The sequence below is a fragment of the Arthrobacter sp. sptzw42 genome (assembly GCF_059089685.1).
On record NZ_JBNHEX010000017.1, the window covers coordinates 1 to 21,762 of the forward strand.

Consider the following 21,762-nt stretch of genomic DNA (forward strand, 5'->3'; position numbering starts at 1 on the left):
TTTTTGTGAGCGAAAAGAGCAAGGGGGGTGTGGTGGGGTGCGCCGACCCCCCCCCCCCCCCCGCCGCTGTTACGATGGCAGCCAGATCCCGGCTGCCCCTTTGAAAGGCCTCAATGACTGTAGTACCCCTGCCGCTCGAGCAGAACCACCGCGGCAACACCCTGGTCCACGGTTCCGACGGCGGCTCCGAGGTCCGGCGTTCGGTATTGCCCGGGGGAGTGCGGGTGCTGACAGAGGCAATGCCTGGCCAGCGCTCGGCTACCATCGGTTTCTGGGTGGGCGTCGGATCCCGTGACGAGGCCCCGGGACAGCACGGCTCTACCCACTTCCTCGAGCACCTCCTGTTCAAGGGAACCAGGCGCCGTACTGCGTTGGAGATCGCCTCGGCCTTTGACGAGGTGGGCGGGGAGTCCAACGCGGCCACAGCCAAGGAAAGCACCTGCTACTTCGCCCGGGTCCTGGACTCGGACCTGCCCATGGCCATCGACGTCATCGCCGACATGATCACCGGAGCCGTCCTGGATCCGGCGGAAATGGAGCAGGAACGGGACGTCATCCTCGAGGAAATCGCCATGGACAGTGACGACCCCACCGACGTCGCGCACGAACACTTTGTCTCGGCAGTGCTCGGCAGCCACCCCCTGGGCCGCCCTATCGGTGGCACACCGGACGCCATCAAAGCCGTGGCCCGTGACTCCGTGTGGGAGCACTACCAGAGGTATTACCGGCCGGATGAGCTGGTGATCACCGCAGCCGGCGGCTTGGAGCACGACGTCGTCTGTGACCTTGTGGTCAGCGCCCTTGAGTCCGCCGGGTGGTCGCTGAAGAGTGACGCCGCGCCGGTGGAGCGGCGTTCCACTGACCGGGCCCTGATCACGGGGACCGCCGGACTCCACGTGGTCAAGCGGGCAGTGGAGCAGGCGAACATCATCATGGGCTGCCCCACCATCGTTGCCACCGACGAGCGGCGTTATGTCATGAGCGTCCTGAACGCCGTGCTCGGCGGTGGGATGTCTTCGCGCCTCTTCCAGGAGATCCGGGAGAAGCGCGGTTTGGTCTACTCCACCTACTCCTTCGCTTCCTCCTACGCGGACGCCGGCTACTTCGGCATGTACGCGGGCTGCACGCCGTCCAAGGTGCGGCAGGTACTGGAACTGCTCGGCGCGGAATTGGACAAGCTTGCGGAGCATGGAATCACAGAGGACGAGCTGCGCAAGGCTGTAGGCCAGCTCGGCGGCGGCATCGTCCTGGCCCTGGAAGACACCGGGTCGCGGATGTCCCGGCTGGGCCGGGCAGAGCTCGTCTCCGGGGAGTACCAGGACATCGACGAAACCTTGCGCCTGATCAAATCCGTCACGGCCGAGCAGGTACAGGATCTTGCTGCGGAACTTGCCGCGGCGCCGAGGACTGTAACCGTGGTGGGACCGTTCGAGGAGACGGAGACTTTCGGTCTGTGACCGCGGCAAAACAACAACGCATCCCGCAAACGGCAGGACTTAAGCTCCGGAAGTGAGGGCCAGTGGAACGGACGCAGTCCGGCGGATTGCCGGGCGCCCTGGCTGCGTTCCTCGGTCACTGGCGCGGGAGCACCCGCCTTGCGGCTGGTCCCTGGGGGCCCGAGCGTACTGTTGATGCCGAAGTAACCTATACGCGCGTGGCAGGCGGTTTCGCGGTGGTCCAGAGCTACCGCCATGTCGAGCCGGACGGCGCGCATTTTGAAGGGCACGGGATGTTCACCGTGGATCCGGATCATCAGGACGTCCTGTGGTACTACGTGGACGGCGCCGGCCCGGCGCCGGACGCACCGGTCCGCTGTTTATGGCATGAAGGGGCCCTGCGGGTGGAACGGCACGGCAGTGCAGGGTGGACCCGGCACACGCTGCGCGTTGACGGCGACGTGCTGACCCATGTGACGGAGTTGCGTCCGCGCGGAGATGACGCTGTACGGGAAAGTGGTCTTGCGGAGCGCGTAACCGCTGATGGTACTGGCACGGCATACAGCCCCTTCATGACGTCGTGGTTCAACAGAGACTGACATTCGGGCCCCGTTCAGGACAGGATCAAGTCCCAATTCCTTACCGGATCCGGCGGCAGGACGTATGGTTTCGCGTAAAAGTCCTCCCACACAGCATCGTCGGGCGGAATGTCGTCTGCGTCGACGAGGTTCTGGTCCGAAGGTTCTTCGTACGGAGGTTGAACGTACGGAGGTTGAACGCTTGGAGGCTCCTCGTACTGCGGTGGCGAGTCCCTCCCTTCAGCTAGAGGCGTCGGGGTGTCGGTTGAAGCGTCTGGCGAACTCCATGGCTCACGCCCAGCGAAAGCCGCGGGCCAGTGTGGTGGTTCCTGGTCGGGTTGTTCGCTTTTGTAGTGGCGGCCGGTGGGTGAGGTCCAGCCGGGTGGTTCGTTTCGGGTTGCTGGTGTGGGTGCCCATGGGGTGTTGTGTTTGAGGCGGTGGTGTTTGGGGCAGAGCTGGGCCAGGTTGTTGATTCCGGTGGTTCCGCCGTGGTGCCAGGCCTGAAGGTGGTCGGTTTCGTTGTCGGGGGTGCGGTTGTTGCAGCCGGGGAAGGTGCACTTACCGTCCCGCATCCGCAGCCAGCGCTTCATCGTTTCGGGGAGCCGGTAGCTTTTGCGGCCGATCTCCAGGGGCGTCCCATCCCTTGGGTCGACCAGGACCCGGTAGAAGGAGTTTGCCCCGTCCGCAACCAGTTTCCGGGCCATGGATGCCGGGATGGGGCCGTGCCCGTCGAGCATGGCGGGTTCGTCGGTGAGGCCTAGGAGCGCGAACACCGGGACGGTCACCAGCACCTCGGTCCGCGGGGTGGGCACTTCAGCGCTTGGCTGCCCTGACCCGCCGCCAACGGTTGGTGCCGCGTTCCCGGCGGGAACGGGTCCGGTTGGAAGGACCCGAGCGCCGGGTACCTGCGTGCCGGGTACCTGTGTGCCGGGTTCGCGGGTGCGGAGTATCCGGTTGCAGAGGATGTCGGGGCGGAGTTGGGCCAGGGTGCGGGGTTCGTTGGGTCCTTGCAGGCCGCGGGCGGTGGCTGTGATGTTGTTCCACAGTGCAGAGGCTTTGTCCGCGGGCAGGTAGGCGGAGATCCAGGCCATGCCGTCCCTGTCCGGGCTGTATTCCATCCGCCGGTCGGCGGCGCTTTTGTTGTGGCGTGTTTCGAGGGATTCGGGGTGGTGGCGTTCGCGCCAGGTCCGTACTTTGGCCCGGAACCGGGAGGGGATCAGGTCCCCGGCGGCCGCTCCGCGGGCGGGGTTGGGTGCGTCCGGGTCCAGGAAGTGCGCGGTCAGGGCGGTTCCGCCGGCGGGGCCCAGGGTCTCGGTTTCGTCGGCGATGATTCGGGCGTGTTGCCACGAGATGGTGCCGGAGGACAGGGCGTCCATGGCCAGCGGCAGGGTGCAGAGCTGACGGGACTGGGTGATGAGCGCTGCGGCTGCGGGGGAGCTGATGGTCAGGATGCCGGCGATTTCCTCGATCGCGGACATTTCGGCGTAGGTCCGTTCGTGCACGGGTGCTTCCGGCGGGGTCATCGCGTGTTGGAGGTCGAGGGCCTCGGCGGCGTCGCGGGCTTTCAGCCCGGCTATTTGTGCTTCGAGTTTCGACAGCAGCCCCAGCCGGTCCAGCCGGAGCTCGTAGGCGCGCTGCAACACATCGATTCCGCCGCCAACACCGCTGCCGGCAGAGGCACCAGCGGCGCCAGCGGTGAGGGCGGCATCCTCAAGAAACAGCGCGTCCAGGACGGCCACGGAGGCATGAACACCCTCCATCGCTGCCGCTGTCCACGCGCCGTTTTCCATACCGACATCATCCATCGAGGCACCGACAATTCCAGGCGGGATGCACAGTATGGCCGCCGGGAGGAGCCGGTAGGGTTCCTAGCCTCCAGCGAAAGGAGGCAGGACATCCACCACGTCGTCTGCACCCACAACTACAGACTGGTCCCTCACCGCCACCTCGTTAAGCAGGAAGCTGCTCCGGGACAAAATGCGGGGCAGCGGGGGAGTGCCCGCGGGAGGTTCCGGACGCTCCACGGACAGAACCGTTTGCAGCAGATCAGCGACAGTGGAGCCCGGCGCAAGGTCGAAGCTCTCTTCCTCAAGCCCTGCAGCGGCGCGTGCGGCAGCGAAGTAACGTACGTTCAAAAGTGTCAGCCCCCGATGGCGCTCATGCTGCGGTCCGGCTGGACGAAGTCCGGAGCATCAAGTCCCACGTGGTCCATTCCGTGGGCTCTGGGTTTGATCCACATCGCGTCCTGCCACCGCCGGGCCAGAGCGTCGTCGGTAGCACCGGAGCGAAGCAGGCCCAGCAGGTCGAACTCCTCACGGGAGAACAGGCAGCTCATGATTTTGCCCTCTGCCGTAATCCGGGTCCTGCGGCAGTCAGAGCAGAACGGTTCGGTCACGGAGGCAATAATCCCCACTGTTCCCAGCAGTGGACCAGCCGACCCAGCGGACGCGGAATCCCGCCGTCGTACTTCAAAACGCTCCGCCGGGGCGCCGTCACGGGCGCGGGGATCCGGGGTGAGGACAAACTCCGACGAGAGCAGTTCGCGGATTTCGGCCGCCGTAATCATGTTCCGCCGCGTCCAGCCATGGTCTGCGTCCAGCGGCATCTGCTCGATGAAGCGGAGTTCGTAGCCACGCCCCAGGGCCCATGCCAGCAGTGAGGAAGCCTCGGCATCGTTGATGCCCCGCATCAGGACCGCGTTGAGCTTCACCGGGCCCAAGCCCGCTGCCCATGCGGCATCCACCCCGGCCAGCACCTGGTTGAGGAAGGGCCTGCGGGTCAGCTGGGTGAAGGTTTCCTCGTGCAGCGAATCCAGCGAGACGTTAATGCGGGTCAGGCCTGCAGCCTTCAGAGCTGCCGCCTTTTTCGCAAGCCCTACGGCGTTGGTGGTCATGGAGATCGGCAGGTTGGGGTGGTTGCTGCGAAGGGCTGAGATGATGTCCACAAGGTCGTGCCTCACAAGAGGTTCGCCACCGGTGAGCCGCAGTTCGCGCACCCCCAGCTGCTCCACGCCGATCCGCACAATACGGACAATCTCCTCTGCTGACATGACCGCCTGTTTCGCCAGCCATTCCAGGCCCTCGGCAGGCATGCAGTAGGTGCAGCGAAGGTTGCATTTGTCCGTCAGGGACAGCCTCATGTCCGTGGCACGGCGCCCGTAGCGGTCTGTGAGCCCCGCCGGAGCATCGCCGGGGCGGGCAGCGGGAACCGGGGGCAGGGGTGCTGCTTCCTCCCGCGGCTGGGGCATGCCTAGCTGGACACTCATGAATTCAGGCTACGCCACGTTGGGTTGTGCATCACACCTCGTGACGGACGCAGGTAAAGCTGCAGCAGGAGAACCTGGGACGGGACCGGCGCCACGGGGACTCTGCGAACCTATGCTGGGAGGGTGGACACCACCCAGCCAAAGCGGGCAAAGGCAACGCACGACGGCGGGCCGGGGTTGCAAAAGCACGGGGCACCTTCGTTGCCACCCCGATCAGTGCCACCCCGGTCAGCGCAACGCCGGAACCATGGGTGGGCGGCGGCAGCCGGGAGTGCGGCGGTGGGCAGCGCGGTGGTGCTGGGCGAGCTGCTGGCTGGCTTGTTCAGTCCGTCGCTGTCGCCGCTGACCGCTGTTGGCGGCGCCGTCATCGATGCTGTCCCTCCCGCAGTGAAGGACTGGGCCGCGGGGCTGTTCGGGACGGCGGACAAGGTGGCTCTCCTGGCAGGAATGGGCCTGGTGATAACTGCGCTGGCTGTGCTGGCCGGAGTGATGGAGCAGCGCCGCCGCTCTGCCGGCGTCGCGGTGGTTGCCGCCTTTGGGCTGGTTGGCCTGGCAGCCGTCCTGACCCGCGCCCAAACCACCGCCATCGCGGCTGCCCTGACGGTCCTCACCGCTGTCCTCGCCTGCGTCCTGCTGCGATACCTGATGGGCCGGCTGCAGGAATGGGCAAGGGAAGAACCGCCGGGAGGAACCGACGCCGACCCGGCCCGCCGCCGCTTCTTGCAGGCCGTGGCAGGAGGAGCCGCGTTCACTGTCATCGGCGGAGCGCTGGCAGCGAAGTGGCGAGGTGCTTCAGCAGTGGCTAGCGAAGCCAGGAGCCGCGTAACCCTGCCCACTCCCGCTTCAGCGGCGCCGGCCATACCTCCAACTGCTGAGGCGAAAGTCGAGGGCATGCAACCGCTGGTCACGCCCAACGCCGACTTCTACCGTATCGACACAGCCCTCACGGTTCCCGCCGTAAACCCGGATACCTGGGTGCTGAAAGTAACCGGACTGGTGGACAGGGAGGTCGAGCTGCCGTTCGCGGAACTCCTGGCAAAGCCCCTGGCTGAACGCCACCTGACCCTTGCATGCGTGTCCAACAATGTGGGCGGCAACCTCATAGGCAACGCCCGCTGGCTGGGCTGGCCGGTCCGGGAACTGCTCGCGCTCGCCGGGCCGCTGCCCGGCGCGGACATGGTGCTCTCCCGAAGTGTGGACGGCTGGACCGCGGGGACGCCGCTGGAGGTCCTGACAGACGGCAGGGATGCGCTGCTCGCCGTCGGGATGAACGGGGAACCGCTGCCCCTTGAGCACGGATTCCCCGTACGGCTGGTGGTACCCGGACTATATGGTTACGTGTCGGCCACCAAATGGGTCACGGAGCTTAAGGTCACCAGGTTCACCGACGATGTTGCCTATTGGACACCGAGGGGTTGGTCGGAGCGGGGTCCCATCAAATGTTCGTCACGGATTGACGTGCCCCGCAGCGGCCGGGCGGTGAGACCGGGCACCTTGATGTTCGGCGGCGTCGCCTGGGCGCAGCACGCAGGCATCGGACGGGTGGAGCTCCGCGTGAACCGTGGGCCGTGGCAACAGGCTGACCTGGCGGAAGGCATCTCGCTGGACACTTGGTACCAATGGAAGCTCGGCATGGAACTGGTTGAAGGGCAGTACGAGGTCCAGGTCCGCGCCACAACTCTCGCAGGCCAGGCACAGGACGAGCAGAGCAGGCCCGTTGCGCCCGACGGAGCAACAGGGCTGCACACCATTAGAGTGGACGTGAAACCCTGATGGCCCACTGAAGGCGGAACCATGACCAGCCCTCAACCGCATGGAACATCCCTGCGCCCAACAGCAGAGCAGGCAGAGCACCCTAGCCACCAAACCGGGCATAACGGGCGCCAACCCCGGCATCAGGCAAGGCCCGCCGCTGAGCACGCCGCCGCCGTCGCCAAACTGCTGCGCCCGCTGCAGTCCCCGGACAGGACCGAAGCGCTGCCACTGCACGCGGCCCTCGGCCGGGGACTGGTCAGCGACGTCCGCGCTCCCATCAGCCTGCCGCCCTTCGCCAATTCACAGATGGACGGTTATGCCATTCGTTCCGCGGACGTCCCCGACGGCGGCGCGGAACTGCGGGTTATGCCTCCCGTTCCAGCGGGCGCCAGCCCTGCACCCCTTGAACCTGGGATGGCCGCTCCGATCATGACCGGGGCGATGCTCCCCGAAGGGGCCGACGCCGTCGTCCCTATCGAGCGGGCCGTTCCGGACCGTTTCCTGCCCCATGGTGAGCAGACAACGGTAAAGCTGCCACCGGCGGCGGCGGGCATCTTCGTGCGGGCTGCCGGAAGCGACGTGGGGGCAGGTGGAACAGCATTGGCGGCAGGCACCTGCCTGGGCCCCGCCCAGCTGGGACTGCTGGCGGCGCTGGGCATCCCGGAAGTGGCAGTCCGTCAAGCCCTGACCGTACTGCTGGTGACCACCGGGGACGAAGTGGTGGAACCGGGCAAGGAACTTCCCGCCGGCAAAATTTACGATTCCAACGGCACGCTCCTCGAAGCTGCCATGAAGCAGGCAGGACTGCAGGTGCGCCGTGCGGGAATCGCTACCGACAACCCCGAGGCGCTTCGCACGCTGCTGCGGACCGAGGGAGACGGTACGGATCTCATTGTCACCACCGGCGGCGTCAGCAAAGGCGCGTACGAGGTGGTGCGGCAGGCCATGGAGGACCAGCCGGTGGAGTTCCTGCATGTGGCCATGCAGCCGGGCGGCCCGCAGGGGATCGGCAGCTTCGAAGGGCGGCCCTTCCTGGGTTTCCCGGGCAACCCCGTCAGCTGCCTGGTGTCCTTTGAGATGTTCCTCCGCCCCGTCCTGGCAAGCCTGTTTGGTGCTCCCGCGCCGCGCCTGCCCCTCCGGGCCCGCCTTCGGCATCCCCTGACGTCGCCCGCGCACAAGCACCAGGTCCGCCGCGGCACCCTCCAGCCCGACGGAACGGTGGAGCTCCAGGGCGGGGATAGTTCGCACCTGATGCATGCGCTCGCCGGTTCCAATGTGCTGGTCCATGTCCCTGATGGAGTGGACGCGCTCGCGGCAGGGGCGGAGGTGGAAGTATGGATGCTGTGAATGCAGAACAGTCCCCGGCCGCGCTGACGCACCTGCGCCAGGACGGCAGCGCCCAGATGGTGGATGTCTCCGCCAAAGCCGAAACCACCCGGGAGGCCACCGCCACCGCCACGGTCCGCACCACCGCGGAGGTCATGGGCCTGCTCGGCTCCGGCGGCCTGCCCAAAGGCGACGCCCTGGCCGTGGCACGCGTAGCCGGAATCATGGCCGCCAAAAAGACCCCCGAACTGATCCCGCTGTGCCATCCACTGCCGCTGTCCAAGGTCACCGTAGACTTCCAGCTCGCCACCGATGCGGTCTCGATCCTGGCCACGGTTAAGACCCGCGGCGTCACCGGGGTGGAAATGGAAGCGCTCACGGCAGCCTCCGTCGCGGCCCTGAGCGTCTATGACATGATCAAGGCCGTGGACAAGCACGCCGTCTTGGACGACATCAAGGTACTGGCCAAAAGCGGCGGCAAGAGCGGGGACTGGACACTGTGACCAGCACTCCCAACGCCCCCGAACCCCACCGCCACGGAGACGTACAGGGCCGAAAGGCCGGCGTCGTCATCGCCTCCACCAGGGCCGCCGCCGGAATCTACGGCGACGAAACCGGCCCCGTGATCACCGACTGGCTCACCGAACACGGCTTTGACGTGTTTCCGGCCATGGTGGTTCCCGACGGCGAGCCGGTAGGCGCAGCCATCCGGGCCCTGCTGACCCAGCGCCCCGCCGTCGTGATCACCAGCGGAGGCACGGGCTTGAGCCCGGACGACCGCACCCCGGATGTCACGCTGCCGCTGCTGGACCGCGAGATCCCCGGCATTATGGAAGCGGTCCGCCGCGCCGGGGCAGCGAAGACACCGCTGGCGGCCCTTAGCCGCGGCTACGCCGGCGCCGCCGGCGAGACCTTCATCATCAACCTGCCCGGCTCACCTAAAGGGGTCATGGACGGACTGAGCGTCCTGGACCCGGTGATCGGGCACCTGTGCGACCAACTGGAAGGCGGACATGGGCACTGAAACAGTATTCGAGGTTGTCAACGCTGTCCTGAGCGCGGAACCCATTTCCGTTGACCAGGCCATCGCGGCAGTGGAAAGTGACACCGCGGGTGCGGTGGTCAGCTTCAGCGGCGTCGTGCGGAACCACGACGGCGGCAAGGCAGTTGAGCGCCTTAGCTACAGCGCTCACCCCACGGCTCACCAGGTGATGGCCGACGTCGTCGCGCGCCTGGTTGCCGAACAACATGCCCAACAGGGCGGGAGCGGCGCCGCCACTTCCTCCCAGCCCGTGCGGATCTGGGCGGCCCACCGGATCGGGATGCTGGAGATCGGGGACCCGGCTCTGGTGTGTGCCGTGTCTGCAGCCCACCGGGGCCAGGCGTTCGCGGTCTGCTCGGAGCTGGTGGACAGGATCAAGGAACAGGTTCCCATCTGGAAGGAACAGTTCTTCACCGACGGAACGGTGGAATGGGTGGGCGCAGGTAGCTGACGCTGCCGTGCTCCTTGACTGCCGGACCCACCCGGTGTCCCGGCATTGTCATTGTGGTTTACGGGTTCCTGCGAGGTAACGCACACTCCGCGGTTCCCGTGCCCCGCAGGCCCACCGGTAGGGTTAACGCCATGACCGAACAATTTTCCGCGCCCTTGCCCGTTGCCGTGCTGGGCGCGACCGGGCGCATGGGCGCCGAAGCAGTTAAAGCCGTTGAAGCCGCCCCGGACATGAAGCTCGTGGCCGCCCTGGGCAGGGGTGACTCGCTGGACCAGCTCGCCGCTGCAGGTGCCCGCTTCGTGGTGGACCTGACGGTCCCGGAAAGCACGGAAGCGAACGTTCGCTTCGCCGTCGAACACGGCATGCACGCTGTCGTGGGGACGACCGGTTGGGACAACGGCAAGCTGTCCGCGCTTGAGGACCTGCTGGCCCGCCACCCGGAGGCCGGTGTGCTCATCGCACCCAACTTTGCCCTCGGCTCGGTGCTGGCCTCTGCTTTCGCCGCGAAGGCATCCAGGTACTTCGAATCGGTGGAAATCATCGAACTGCACCACCCGGACAAGGTGGATGCGCCGTCGGGCACCGCAGTCCGCACCGCACAATTGATAGCCGCCGAACGCAGCGCCGCCCAGGTTCCACCAAGCCCTGACGCCACCACCAGTGAACTCGCCGGTGCACGCGGTTGCGTGGTGGACGGTGTGCGGGTGCACAGCGTCAGGCTTCGCGGCCTCGTCGCCCACCAGGAGGTTCTCCTCGGCAGCGCCGGCGAGCAGCTGACCCTGCGCCACGATTCCTTTGACCGCGCGTCCTTCATGCCCGGCGTGCTGCTTGGCCTGCGCAATGTCGCCGCGCACCCAGGGTTGACCGTGGGCCTGGACGGCTACCTGGACCTGGGGCTTTAGCCGTGGGCGGAGTGCTCGCCGGCTTCCGAAAGAACCGCACGAAGATTTGGGTAGGGGCGGTAACCCTGCTCCTGGTCTTTTACCTGGTGGTGTCTTTCCAGCGCTCGGTCCTGCTGCTGACAGACAGCAATCCTGCCGCTGTGGCCATCGGAGCGGCCTACCTCGTGCTGCCGGTGATCGGTGCCTGGGCGCTCGTCCGGGAACTGATGTTCGGGGCCCGCACCGAGCAGATGGCCAAAGTCCTCGAGGCTGAAGGCGGGCTTCCGGTGGACGAGCTGCCCAGGACACCTGCAGGCCGGATAGTCCGTTCCGCTGCCGATGCCGAGTTTGAAAAGTACCGGGCGGAAGCGGAAGCGGCACCGGAGGACTGGCGGTCCTGGTTCCGCCTCAGCTGCGCCTACGACGCCGCCGGCGACCGCAAGCGCGCCCGCGCCGCCATGCGCGACGCCGTCAAGCTCTTCAGGGGCGTTCCGGCCTAGCCCTATCGATCAAACGCCGTACTGGTGCCTGCGGGAGGGGCGTGCGCTAGCGGATGGCTTTGACGCCGCCCCGGCCAACTTGGTTCGCGGCGTGCCCGAGCCATTCCAGGGGCCCGCGCCAGTTCAGCAGCACAAACACGATCCCCACCATCACTGCACTGGCAGCCTGGGCGAAATACATTGCGTCCTCCGTCCAGCCGGCGGGGAGCGGCTTCAGGTAGAAAGCCGACGCCACCCATACGTGGACGGAATACAGGGTCAGGGTCATGGCGCCCGCACCACGCAGGGGCAGCAGCAGGTCCAGGGCCACCCACTCGGCCAGCCTGCCCAGCAGGAGGAAGGCCCCAATCACCGCCGCCGCCACCGCTGAGGTATGCAGCAGGTCAAGCGGGGTGCCCGAGTGGGGCGCAGCGGACGCCAGCCACCACCAGGACCCCTCCTGCGGGATGCCCGTCAGGTTGACCTGCAGAACGTTGTGCAGCGGGTAGCCGGGGGAGTCCAGCAGCTTTTCAAGGGCGGCCCGGCCGCCCCACTCCTCCATGGTCGCAGTGCCCAGGGCCTTGGCGAGCACAGCAATCACCGTGCCGCCCGCCAGCAGCACCCAGGGGACCAACGGCTTGTGGAGCATCAGGCGGCCGACGACGAGCCCCACCAGCAGATAGGACAGCCACTGGAGAACGGGGTAGTAACCCGTCAACAGGAGGTCGGCCAAGAGCCGGGCAGGCGTTGACAGGTCCTCCCAGGAGGGATTGTGTCCCAGCCTCAGCGGGGGGTTCGCCGCCAGCAGCCAGGGGCGCAGCAGGTATGCCAGTACCGGCGAGGCCAGGATCCAGCCCGCCGCCCAGACCAGGAGCGGCCTGAGTTGCATCCCCAGGAACGGCAGGACACACAGGAAGAGCACCGCATAGTGGACCAGGATGATTGCCAGGTTCACCTCGAGGCCACCCAAGGTCAGCCCGACGGCGGCAATCACCAGGGCCCGCAAGGCTATTCCGCGCCTCGCTGCCGAAAGGCTGGAACCATCCAGCGGCTTGTGCTTTCCCGTGGACAAGGCGAGGCCGACTCCTGCAAGGACTGCAAAGAGCGCAGCTGCCCTGCCCGAAAAGGTCAGGCCGACCCAGGTGGGGGTAAGGTCGGCGTTTGACTCGAACGTGGGGAGCAGGTGAGTGGCCATCATTCCCAGCAGGGCCAGCCCCCGTGCTGCGTCGATGCCGTGGAGCCTGCCCGGGACGGCACGGGCGGCGGCAGCCGCCCTTGAGGTGGCGGCATTACGGGAGGTCATGACCAGATCGTCTCACACCGCCTTGATCTGAGCTGTCGGAGTGCAGACCTTGTATTCGAATATACGTTCGAATAATATTGGCGGCATGCAAACCCCATCACCCGAAATCCCCGCCTCGGATTTTCCCCACGCCGGGCCACTGAAGGCCATGAGTCCCGGCGTGGTTGACTACCTCTTCCGCCAGCTGGTGGCTGGAAAGTCTTCGGAAGATGTCCAGTGGGAAAGGGAAGGCGTCAGCCTGTCCGCGCAGCCGGAGGGGGCAGAACTGGCCCGCCGGCTCGGCGAGACGGATATCGACGCCCTGACTCCGGTTGAACTGTTCCACTACGTCAGGGCAGCCCAACGGTTGACTGCGTGGGCGGAGGGGCTGCGGCAGGCCGCGGTCGGCAAGTATTGCAATCCGGGCGCGGGGGAGCCGCCGCGCGCTGGAAAAGGCCACAGCGGCTGAAGCGCGTTGCAGAGGACGGCTGCCTGGGATGGAAGCGTGGCAGGCACCTCCTCGGCGATGTCCGTGAGGTGTGCCGTCGAACCGGAATTACAGCCGTGTTGGGCTCCTACCGCGAAAGTGATGGCACAGCCCGGCTGGCATTGGTGGCCATTCATCCGGAGGGGAGTAACAATCGGCCTTCAAGGTTCACCTGCAACACCTGCCGGAAACCGGCTGTTTGACGTTCATCACGCCGCCCCTATTGTCCTAACCCGCCGGGGACAGGGTAACGTTTTTTCCATGGCTGACACTTCCGCGCGCATCCCTGCCCTTGGCACCCTCCTGACCGCCATGGTCACGCCGTTCGCAAAGGACGGGACAGTGGATTACCAGCAGGCAGCGGAACTGGCCTTAAAGCTCGTGGACGACGGCTGCGACGGCCTGGTGGTCACCGGAACCACAGGTGAAACCTCCACCCTTACGGACGAAGAAAACCTCGGCATGTTCCGTGCCGTGAAGGAAGCAGTCGGAGGCCGGGCGGCGATCATCGCCGGCACCGGAACCAACGACACCGCACACTCGGTGCACCTCTCCCGGCAGGCGGCGGCGCTCGGCGTCGACGGCATCCTGCTGGTGACCCCGTACTACAACAAGCCCAGCCAGTCAGGCCTGCGGGCACACTTCGAAACCATCGCCACCGCCGCCGATGTTCCCGTGATGCTTTACGACATCCCCGGCCGGTCCTCCATTGCGATCGAACCCGAAACCATGATCCGCCTGGCGCAGCACCCCAACATTGTGGCCGTCAAAGATGCCAAGGCCGATTTTGTTGCCGCCACCCGCGTTATGGCCGAGACCGACTTGCACTTCTACTCCGGCGACGACGGACTGACCCTGCCGTGGATGGCACTGGGTGCCGTGGGCCTTGTCGGCGTCACCACGCACGTGGCCACCCGCCAGTTCCGGGACCTCATTGATGCGGTCAACGCCAACGACCTTGAAACCGCACGGAAGCTCAACTTTGAGCTCCAGCCCGTGGTCCGCGCCACCATGACCAGGGTCCAGGGGGCCGTTGCGGCCAAACAGATTCTTAAATGGCAGGGAGTCCTGCCCAACTCGATTGTCCGTTTGCCCCTCGTGGAGCCGGACGAAGCCGAGATCGAAACCATCCGCGGGGATTTGGCGGAAGCGGGGCTGGTCTTTTCCTGAGGGCTGAGACCGGCACCCTTCCGCCTGGAAAGTAGTGCAATATGACCCAAATCGCCCTAACCGGCCTTGTCACCCCTCCGCGCCTGCCCCAGGGCACGCTGCGGATCGTACCGCTGGGCGGACTGGGGGAGATCGGCCGGAACATGGCCGTGTTCGAGATAGACGGCAAGCTGCTGATTGTGGACTGCGGCGTCCTCTTCCCGGAGGAAACCCAGCCCGGCGTCGACCTGATCCTGCCTGACTTCTCCTACATCGAGAACCGGCTGGACGACATCGTGGCCGTGGTCCTCACCCACGGGCACGAGGACCACATCGGCGCCGTGCCCTACCTGCTGCGCCTCCGCAGTGACATCCCGCTGGTGGGCTCGCAGCTGACGCTTGCCTTGATCGAGGCCAAGCTGCAGGAGCACCGCATCCGGCCCTACACCCTCACGGTCGAGGAAGGCCAGGTGGAGAAGTTTGGCCCCTTCGAATGCGAGTTCGTGGCTGTCAACCACTCGATTCCCGACGCCCTGGCCGTGTTCATCCGCACCGCGGGCGGCACCGTCCTGCACACCGGTGACTTCAAGATGGACCAGCTTCCCCTTGACGGCCGCATCACCGACCTCCGCCACTTCGCCAAACTCGGCGAAGAAGGCGTAGACCTTTTCATGTCTGACTCCACGAACGCAGACATCCCCGGTTTCACTACCGCGGAAAAGGAAATCGGCCCCACGCTGGAGCGGCTCTTCGGCCAGGCCACCAAGCGGATCATCGTGGCATCGTTTTCTTCCCACGTACACCGGGTGCAGCAGGTCCTGGACGCGGCCGCCAAGCACAACCGCAAGGTGGCTTTCGTGGGCCGTTCCATGGTCCGCAACATGGCCATCGCCGAAAAGCTCGGCTACCTTGATGTTCCGCCCGGGCTGATCGTTGACATCAAGAACATCGACAACTTGCCGGACAACCGCGTGGTGCTGATGTCCACCGGTTCCCAGGGTGAACCGATGGCTGCGCTGTCCCGGATGGCAAACGGCGACCACCGCGTGGTGGTGGGTGACGGCGATACCGTCATCCTCGCGTCCAGCCTCATCCCGGGCAATGAAAACGCCGTCTTCCGGATTATCAACGGACTGCTCAAGCTCGGCGCCGACGTCATCCACAAGGGCAATGCCAAGGTGCACGTCTCCGGGCACGCTGCTGCAGGCGAGCTCCTGTACTGCTACAACATCCTGGAGCCCCTCAACGCAATGCCGGTGCACGGTGAAACCCGCCACCTGATCGCGAACGGCAGGATCGCCATCGAATCCGGTGTTCCGGAAGCCAGCGTCATCCTTGCTGACAACGGCACTGTGATTGACCTCAAGGACCACCGGGCAGACGTCGTGGGCCAGGTCGAAGTGGGCTTCGTTTACGTCGATGGCTCCAGTGTTGGCGAAATTACCGACGCGGACCTCAAGGACCGCCGCATCCTCGGCGATGAGGGATTCATCTCCATCATCACCGTCGTCAACCGGACCACGGGCAAGGTGGTGTCCGGGCCCGAGATCCACGCCCGCGGGGTGGCAGAAGATGATTCCGTCTTCGACGACATTGTTCCAAAAATCAACGCCGCGCTGGAGGAAGCCGTCCTGAACCACGCGGACCACACCAGCCACCAGCTCCAGCAGGTGGTCCGCCGCGTGGTGGGCACCTGGGTCAACCGCAAGCTTCGCCGCAAGCCCATGATCATCCCCGTGGTGCTTGAGGCCTAAGAGCCCGGCACCGGCTCCGGCCCGTAGTCCCGCCTGAACGGGGGGTACGGGCCGGCGGCGTTTAAGCGTCCCGCCCACATACCGTCCATCCCCCAAATTCCCGGAAAACCGGCCCTGTTCCGGTACCGTGGCTGGTATGGCCACTCGTACTACTTCCGCGCCCAATGGTTCCAGCAGGGCCGGCTCCGGCAGCAAATCCGGCAGTTCCGGCGGCCGCAGTTCCGGCTCCACCGCAGCGAAAACCACCGCAGCCAAATCCGGGCGGACCGGGAGTTCCGGCACGGCCCGGACCCGCCAGCTTCCCGCCGTCGAACAGCACCAGCCCTGGCTGCTGCGGGTAGTGGGCGGAGCATGGCTGGGCTTGGGCCACCTTGTCGGCGGGGGAGTGCGCCGCATCGGCCATGATGTCAGCGACCTTCCGGCCGACGAGCGCCGCGACGGTGCTGCCCTCTTCAACCTGGCACTGGGTGTCTTCATCGCCACCTTCGCCTGGTGGGGCCTTACCGGCTGGTTCCCGGACGCCGTCTACAGCGTGGTGAACGGTACGTTCGGTTGGATCTCATTGCTGCTCCCGCTGATGCTTTTTGTCTGCGCCTTCCGGCTCTTCCGCCACCCCTCTGACGGGCGGGGCAACAACCGGGTGGGCATCGGCTTCCTCATCATGGCCTTCGCCGGCTGCGGCCTGGCCCACGTTTTGGGTGGCCAGCCTACTGTCGCCCAAGGTTTTGACGGGCTCCGCCAGGCCGGCGGCATGCTGGGATTCCTGGGCGCTTCGCCACTGGCCGCCATTCATCCGGCCGTCCCCCTAATTTTTTACGGGCTGCTGGCCTTCGTCTCCCTGCTTATCGTCACCGCCACTCCTTTCACCGCCATCCCGCGGCGCCTGCGCAGCGCGTACGAGCACCTCATGGGGATCGACCTCCTGGACCAGGAAAAGGACAGCGACCGCCACGACCGCAGTTACCTTGAGCGGACCCCGCCGGCCGCACCGAAGAAGAAGAAGCGCCGCCTGTTCGGCAAGGACGAGGACGCCGACGCCGGCCTGGAAGGCTATGTAGGCGACGAAGCGTTCGAGCACGCCGTCATCGACGACGACGAGCCCCAGCCGCCCCGCCCCGCCCCGGGCGTGCGCCGTCCCACCCAGGCGGAGATCGCCGTCGAGAAAATCAAGGCGGCCCAGAGACTGGGTGCCGGTGCTTCCGCGCCGGCCGAGGAGAACGCCACCGAAGCCATCCCGATGATCACTCCGGGCATGTCCGCCCCCGGCGGGCAGGCCGGCTCAGGGGCCCCCACCGTGCCTTCCAACCCTGTAGCCCCCGCCCCACCTCCCATCCCCATCCCGCAGCGGACCGAACAGCTGTCCCTCGCCGGCGACGTCACCTACACCCTCCCTGCCTCGGACTACCTGACGCCTGGCTCAATCCCCAAGGAGCGCACAGAAGCCAACGACGCCGTCGTCGCCGCCCTGACCGACACCCTTCAACAGTTCAACGTCGACGCCACCGTGACAGGCTTCAGCCGCGGACCCACCGTCACCCGCTATGAGATCGAACTGGCCCCCGGAACCAAGGTGGAACGGGTCACCGCGCTGTCCAAGAACATCTCCTACGCAGTGGCCTCCAGCGACGTGCGGATCCTCAGCCCCATCCCGGGCAAATCCGCCATCGGCATCGAGATCCCCAACACGGACCGTGAGACCGTCTCCCTGGGCGACGTGCTGCGCAGCCAGAACGCCCGCCGCACCGACCACCCTATGGTGATGGGTGTAGGCAAGGACGTTGAGGGCGGATACGTGGTGGCCAACCTCGCCAAGATGCCCCACCTGCTGGTGGCCGGCGCCACCGGTGCCGGTAAGTCCTCCTTCGTGAACTCGATGATCACCTCCATCCTCATGCGCGCCACCCCGGACGAGGTGCGCATGGTGATGGTGGACCCCAAGCGCGTGGAACTCACCGCCTACGAAGGCGTCCCGCACCTCATCACGCCCATCATCACCAATCCCAAGAAGGCCGCCGAGGCGCTCCAGTGGGTGGTCCGCGAGATGGACGCCCGGTACGACGACCTCGCCAATTACGGCTTCAAGCACATCGACGACTTCAACAAGGCCGTCCGCGCGGGCAAGGTCCACCCGCCGGTTGACTCCAAGCGCGTCATCCGCCCGTACCCGTACCTGCTGGTGATCGTGGACGAGCTCGCGGACCTCATGATGGTGGCGCCCCGCGACGTGGAAGACTCGATCGTCCGTATCACCCAGCTCGCCCGCGCCGCGGGCATCCACCTGGTCCTGGCCACCCAGCGTCCCTCCGTTGACGTCGTCACCGGCCTGATCAAGGCCAACGTTCCCTCCAGGATGGCTTTTGCCACCTCCTCCGTCACCGACTCCCGCGTGGTCCTTGACCAGCCGGGCGCGGAAAAGCTAATTGGCCAGGGTGACGCCCTCTTCCTGCCCATGGGCGCTTCCAAGGCCATGCGCGTCCAGGGCGCCTGGGTCACGGAGTCGGAAATCCACAAGGTTGTCGAACACGTCAAGGGACAGCTCCAGGCCACCTACCGCGATGACGTCGCCGCCGAAGCCCCCAAGAAGCAGATCGATGACGACATCGGGGACGACCTCGAAGTGCTGTTGCAGGCCACCGAACTGGTGGTCACCACACAGTTTGGCTCCACGTCCATGCTGCAGCGGAAGCTGCGGGTTGGTTTCGCCAAGGCAGGCCGCCTGATGGACCTGCTCGAATCCCGGGGCGTGGTGGGTCCCTCCGAAGGTTCCAAAGCCCGCGATGTCCTCGTGAAGCCGGACGACCTCGCCCCGGTCCTTGCCGCCATGAAGGGCCAGGAGGCGCCGAAAACGCCGGACGCCCAGACTGCAGCCCTCAGCGACAACGCCAACTCCAACATCGCCCAGGGCGGCTATGCGGAAGATCTCGTGGCCGCGGACCTGGACCAGCGGAAGCAGAATGTTGAATATTACGACGGCTCGGACTCCGCGCCGGGCGGCTATGACGACGAGGACGGCTCCGAAGACGCCTGGTCCCTGACCGGGCGCTAGCCCAAAGAATGTAGCCTAGAAAGGTGACTAGCACCGATGCAACCGCCGCCGGCCATGGCCGTGCCGGGGTCTGGAACCTTCCCAATGTCCTGACCATGCTCCGCATCGCGCTGGTGCCATTCTTCGTCTGGTTCCTGATCCTGGACGCGCCGGGCCTGGACAGCGAGGCAGGGCCCTGGCGCTGGGCAGCGGCGGCTGCGTTCGCCGTCGCGATTTACACGGACAAGCTCGACGGCGACATCGCCAGGAGCCGGAACCTCATAACCGACTTCGGCAAGATCGCTGATCCCATCGCGGACAAGCTGCTCATCGGTTCTGCACTGGTGATGCTGTCCGTACTTGGCGAACTGCCCTGGTGGGTCACATTGGTGATCCTGGTCCGCGAATGGGGCATCACGGCCCTGCGTTTCTTTGTCATCCGCTATGGCGTCATCCCGGCTTCCCGCGGCGGCAAGCTCAAAACCGTCGTCCAGACCGCCGCCATCTTCCTTTACCTCCTGCCGCTGGCAGCCATCGCGCCCTGGCTTGGCTGGGCAGCTTTCGCCGTGATGATGGTGGCTGTGCTGATTACGGTGTGGACCGGCGTCGAGTACGTTGTTGAGGCGCTGCGCCTGCGGTCCAAGGGCAAGGTGCAGCGCACGGCCAACGGGCAGGAACAGGCATGACCGACCTTCACCACGTGTCGCTTCACCATCTGTCCCAGCGTGCGGTCAGCAAGGCGCTGGAGATGCGCCGCACCGTCGCCACGGCCGAGTCGCTGACTGCAGGCATGGTGTCCGCTGTCCTCGCCGACACCCCGGGAGCTTCGGGAATGCTGCAGGGCGGCGTGGTGGCCTACCAGAACTCCGTCAAGGAAAACGTCCTGAAGGTATCCCGCGAACTCCTGGCCGACGTCGGATCCGTTGACGGCGGTGTTGCCGCTGCCATGGCGGCCGGTGCCCGGACGGCCCTGGGCGCCGACATCGGTATCTCCACCACCGGGGTGGCGGGACCCGAAGCGCACGACGGAAAGCCGGTAGGAACCGTGTATATCGGCATAGCTACGGGTACGGGAACAAACAGCTTCGGGTATTCCTTTACCGGGAGCCGCGCCGATATACGCGGCCAGGCGTGCGGGGCGGCCCTGGAAAGGCTCCTCGAAGTCCTGGCTTCCTGAAGTTACCGGCCTGTAAAGTTGGTGGGAACAAAAGCCGGTACCGATTAGTTATTACATTGTGTCGCTTCCGCAGAGCGGGGGCGCCTAGGATGAAAACACCAGTGGCCCGCTTCACCGCGGACCGGACTATGAGGAGCAAGGCGATACAGATGGTAAAGCAGCCCGTATCCGTAAACGGCGTTGTCCGCTGGAAGGATGTGGGCCTCGCCGATCAGGCTAAGAGCGAACAGAAGGAGCGCAAGATGGTTGTACTTCGTCACGAAATTGGTGATGTCCTGCGCGATGTTCGCCAGCGTCAGGGGCGCACGCTCCGTGAAGTTTCGCACAGCGCCCGTGTCTCCCTGGGTTACCTCAGCGAGGTAGAGCGCGGCCAGAAGGAAGCATCCTCAGAGTTGCTGTCTTCGATCTGCTCGGCCCTGGACGTCCCCTTGTCCAGCATGCTTCGTGAGGTCAGCGACCGGGTGGCAGTTGCCGAAGGCGTTGCCGTCCCGGACACCGTACCCCAGGAATTCTCCCAGCGTTATGGTCGTGACCTCGACGGCGACCTCAACACTGAACTGAACGACGAACTTTCAACGGGCCTGTTCTCAGGCGCCCGGTAAGGGCTGAACCACCACCAGCCAGCCCTGCAACATGTGAAGCCTCCGGCGGTGTGCCGGAGGCTTCAGTTGTGTTCGGCTGTGTCCCGCTTTCGGCTGCGCTGCGGGGCCTGGCCGTCCTGCCCTGCAGGTTCTGCCGCTGCCGTCCTACTTGTCCCCGGCGGTTGCGGGCCCGTCGTGCGGGAACCCGTCGCGCTCGTACGTCGCATTCAGTTTCGACATAAAACGGGCCAGCTCCTGCAGGTCCTCCACCGGCCACTCACCGAGGCGTTCCCGGAAAACCTGCCGCCGGGCATCCTGGACCTGGTGCATCTTTTCCTCGCCCTTGGGGGTGAGCCGGATGGCCTGCGCCCGCCCATCGAGCGGGTCAGCTTCCTTGGACACGAGTCCGATGCTTTCCAGGAAGGCAATCTGCCGGCTTACGGAAGGTTTGCCCACGCCGATGTTCATCGCCAGGTCAGTCAGCCTGATGGGACCCTCCCGCCGGATGACCGTCAGCAGGCCGTAAGCGGCAGGTTCCATGTCCGGGTGGACCTGGCGGGAAAGTTGATTGGAAATCGCCCGTGCGCGCCGCCAGAAAAGACTGATCTGATGTTCCACGTTCTGCAGCGCCGCGTCCACGGTTGCATCATCTTTGAGGCCGTGCGCCGGCGGGACGGCAGGGGAGTTGCTCATGGCAACAATTCTAAGGGGGCTGGATCGTGAGAGACTTTTCTGGTGCGAATCAGCGACTATTGGCGACTCATGGATGACGAATTCGGCGCCGGGTACTCGCGGGTCCTCAGCAATACCCTGGTCCTTGCCGGGGTGGGCGGACGCACCGCGGACCAGGCGCTGGCCGCGGGCGTGGAGCCGCGGAAGGTGTGGCTGGCGGTCTGTGACGTCCAGGACGTTCCGGCCGAGCGCCGGCTGGGCAGGGACATCAAACCGCGGCCGGAATAAGCGCTTTTCTCCTGACACGCCGCGCCGCTGTTCGAATATCTGTTCGGGTAAAGATATGCTTTTCCCAGCGGGTTTTCCACATAGCCGCCGTTATCCGGCCGGAATGTCAGTGGGTCCCATTAGCGTCAGAGATG

The 21,762-nt window shown here is 65.8% G+C and carries 22 protein-coding genes; 17 read left to right on the forward strand and 5 right to left on the reverse strand.

Going from position 1 to position 21,762, the window contains the following annotated elements; all coding sequences use genetic code 11:
• Nucleotides 1-113 precede the first annotated feature (113 nt).
• Nucleotides 114-1,457, forward strand: coding sequence for a M16 family metallopeptidase (locus AC5RT4_RS16460; protein WP_494040859.1), 1,344 nt, complete (start codon nt 114-116; stop codon nt 1,455-1,457).
• Between the two features lie 62 nt (nt 1,458-1,519).
• A complete protein-coding gene (locus AC5RT4_RS16465) occupies nt 1,520-2,035 on the forward strand; it encodes a DUF1579 domain-containing protein (RefSeq protein WP_494040858.1) in 516 nt (171 codons plus the stop codon).
• Nucleotides 2,036-2,049: 14 nt separating this feature from the next.
• Here the strand turns inward: AC5RT4_RS16465 and AC5RT4_RS16470 are convergent, their stop codons facing one another.
• The 3 genes from AC5RT4_RS16470 to moaA form a co-directional block, all read right to left on the reverse strand.
• On the reverse strand, nt 2,050-3,819 hold the full coding sequence (locus AC5RT4_RS16470) for an HNH endonuclease signature motif containing protein (protein ID WP_494106468.1): 1,770 nt from the start codon (nt 3,817-3,819) through the stop codon (nt 2,050-2,052).
• A 63-nt stretch (nt 3,820-3,882) separates the two neighbouring features.
• Complete coding sequence (locus AC5RT4_RS16475; protein WP_494040856.1) at nt 3,883-4,149, reverse strand: MoaD/ThiS family protein; 267 nt, start codon at nt 4,147-4,149, stop codon at nt 3,883-3,885.
• 5 nt (nt 4,150-4,154) lie between these two features.
• Nucleotides 4,155-5,279, reverse strand: a complete 1,125-nt coding sequence (gene moaA, locus AC5RT4_RS16480; protein ID WP_494040855.1) for a GTP 3',8-cyclase MoaA — start codon at nt 5,277-5,279, stop codon at nt 4,155-4,157.
• Nucleotides 5,280-5,558: 279 nt separating this feature from the next.
• Here moaA and AC5RT4_RS16485 point away from each other — a divergent pair, with 279 nt between their 5' ends.
• The 7 genes from AC5RT4_RS16485 to AC5RT4_RS16515 all read left to right on the forward strand — a co-directional run bounded on the left by AC5RT4_RS16485 (nt 5,559) and on the right by AC5RT4_RS16515 (nt 11,234).
• Nucleotides 5,559-7,052 (forward strand): molybdopterin-dependent oxidoreductase, encoded by a 1,494-nt coding sequence (locus AC5RT4_RS16485; RefSeq protein ID WP_494106469.1) that lies wholly within the window; start codon nt 5,559-5,561, stop codon nt 7,050-7,052.
• Nucleotides 7,053-7,073: 21 nt separating this feature from the next.
• Nucleotides 7,074-8,381 carry a molybdopterin molybdotransferase MoeA gene (locus AC5RT4_RS16490; RefSeq protein ID WP_494106470.1) on the forward strand — a complete coding sequence of 436 codons (1,308 nt, stop codon included), beginning with the start codon at nt 7,074-7,076 and terminating at the stop codon, nt 8,379-8,381.
• Nucleotides 8,369-8,863, forward strand: coding sequence for a cyclic pyranopterin monophosphate synthase MoaC (gene moaC / locus AC5RT4_RS16495; RefSeq protein ID WP_494040853.1), 495 nt, complete (start codon nt 8,369-8,371; stop codon nt 8,861-8,863). Before AC5RT4_RS16490 ends, moaC begins: the two co-directional genes overlap by 13 nt.
• The gene (locus tag AC5RT4_RS16500; RefSeq protein ID WP_494040852.1) at nt 8,860-9,384 is read left to right on the forward strand and encodes a MogA/MoaB family molybdenum cofactor biosynthesis protein; all 525 of its coding nucleotides are present in this window, start codon (nt 8,860-8,862) and stop codon (nt 9,382-9,384) included. Before moaC ends, AC5RT4_RS16500 begins: the two co-directional genes overlap by 4 nt.
• Complete coding sequence (locus AC5RT4_RS16505; protein ID WP_494106471.1) at nt 9,374-9,853, forward strand: molybdenum cofactor biosynthesis protein MoaE; 480 nt, start codon at nt 9,374-9,376, stop codon at nt 9,851-9,853. The genes AC5RT4_RS16500 and AC5RT4_RS16505 overlap by 11 nt, the downstream gene beginning before the upstream one ends.
• Nucleotides 9,854-9,984: 131 nt before the next feature.
• Complete coding sequence (gene dapB, locus AC5RT4_RS16510) at nt 9,985-10,755, forward strand: 4-hydroxy-tetrahydrodipicolinate reductase (protein ID WP_494106472.1); 771 nt, start codon at nt 9,985-9,987, stop codon at nt 10,753-10,755.
• A gap of 2 nt (nt 10,756-10,757) precedes the next feature.
• On the forward strand, nt 10,758-11,234 hold the full coding sequence (locus AC5RT4_RS16515; protein ID WP_494040849.1) for a hypothetical protein: 477 nt from the start codon (nt 10,758-10,760) through the stop codon (nt 11,232-11,234).
• 46 nt (nt 11,235-11,280) lie between these two features.
• Here AC5RT4_RS16515 and AC5RT4_RS16520 read toward each other — a convergent pair whose 3' ends face one another.
• The gene (locus AC5RT4_RS16520) at nt 11,281-12,516 is read right to left on the reverse strand and encodes a heparan-alpha-glucosaminide N-acetyltransferase domain-containing protein (RefSeq protein ID WP_494106473.1); all 1,236 of its coding nucleotides are present in this window, start codon (nt 12,514-12,516) and stop codon (nt 11,281-11,283) included.
• Nucleotides 12,517-12,601: 85 nt separating this feature from the next.
• On the opposite strand from AC5RT4_RS16520, the gene AC5RT4_RS16525 reads away from it, so the two are divergent.
• The 7 genes from AC5RT4_RS16525 to AC5RT4_RS16555 all read left to right on the forward strand — a co-directional run bounded on the left by AC5RT4_RS16525 (nt 12,602) and on the right by AC5RT4_RS16555 (nt 20,689).
• Nucleotides 12,602-12,964: a hypothetical protein gene (locus tag AC5RT4_RS16525; protein ID WP_494040847.1), complete on the forward strand. Its 363-nt coding sequence runs from the start codon at nt 12,602-12,604 to the stop codon at nt 12,962-12,964.
• A gap of 279 nt (nt 12,965-13,243) precedes the next feature.
• Nucleotides 13,244-14,152 carry a 4-hydroxy-tetrahydrodipicolinate synthase gene (dapA, locus tag AC5RT4_RS16530; protein WP_494106474.1) on the forward strand — a complete coding sequence of 303 codons (909 nt, stop codon included), beginning with the start codon at nt 13,244-13,246 and terminating at the stop codon, nt 14,150-14,152.
• 41 nt (nt 14,153-14,193) lie between these two features.
• Nucleotides 14,194-15,885: a ribonuclease J gene (locus AC5RT4_RS16535; protein WP_494040845.1), complete on the forward strand. Its 1,692-nt coding sequence runs from the start codon at nt 14,194-14,196 to the stop codon at nt 15,883-15,885.
• A 136-nt stretch (nt 15,886-16,021) separates the two neighbouring features.
• Nucleotides 16,022-18,931 carry an FtsK/SpoIIIE family DNA translocase gene (locus AC5RT4_RS16540; protein ID WP_494106475.1) on the forward strand — a complete coding sequence of 970 codons (2,910 nt, stop codon included), beginning with the start codon at nt 16,022-16,024 and terminating at the stop codon, nt 18,929-18,931.
• Between the two features lie 23 nt (nt 18,932-18,954).
• A complete protein-coding gene (pgsA, locus tag AC5RT4_RS16545) occupies nt 18,955-19,596 on the forward strand; it encodes a CDP-diacylglycerol--glycerol-3-phosphate 3-phosphatidyltransferase (RefSeq protein ID WP_494040843.1) in 642 nt (213 codons plus the stop codon).
• On the forward strand, nt 19,593-20,087 hold the full coding sequence (locus AC5RT4_RS16550) for a CinA family protein (protein WP_494040842.1): 495 nt from the start codon (nt 19,593-19,595) through the stop codon (nt 20,085-20,087). The genes pgsA and AC5RT4_RS16550 overlap by 4 nt, the downstream gene beginning before the upstream one ends.
• Nucleotides 20,088-20,236: 149 nt before the next feature.
• Nucleotides 20,237-20,689: a helix-turn-helix domain-containing protein gene (locus AC5RT4_RS16555; RefSeq protein ID WP_494040841.1), complete on the forward strand. Its 453-nt coding sequence runs from the start codon at nt 20,237-20,239 to the stop codon at nt 20,687-20,689.
• A 144-nt stretch (nt 20,690-20,833) separates the two neighbouring features.
• Here AC5RT4_RS16555 and AC5RT4_RS16560 read toward each other — a convergent pair whose 3' ends face one another.
• Nucleotides 20,834-21,361, reverse strand: coding sequence for a MarR family winged helix-turn-helix transcriptional regulator (locus AC5RT4_RS16560; protein WP_494040840.1), 528 nt, complete (start codon nt 21,359-21,361; stop codon nt 20,834-20,836).
• 42 nt (nt 21,362-21,403) lie between these two features.
• Here AC5RT4_RS16560 and AC5RT4_RS16565 point away from each other — a divergent pair, with 42 nt between their 5' ends.
• Nucleotides 21,404-21,628 (forward strand): DUF3046 domain-containing protein, encoded by a 225-nt coding sequence (locus AC5RT4_RS16565; protein WP_494040839.1) that lies wholly within the window; start codon nt 21,404-21,406, stop codon nt 21,626-21,628.
• The last annotated feature ends 134 nt before the right edge of the window (nt 21,629-21,762 follow it).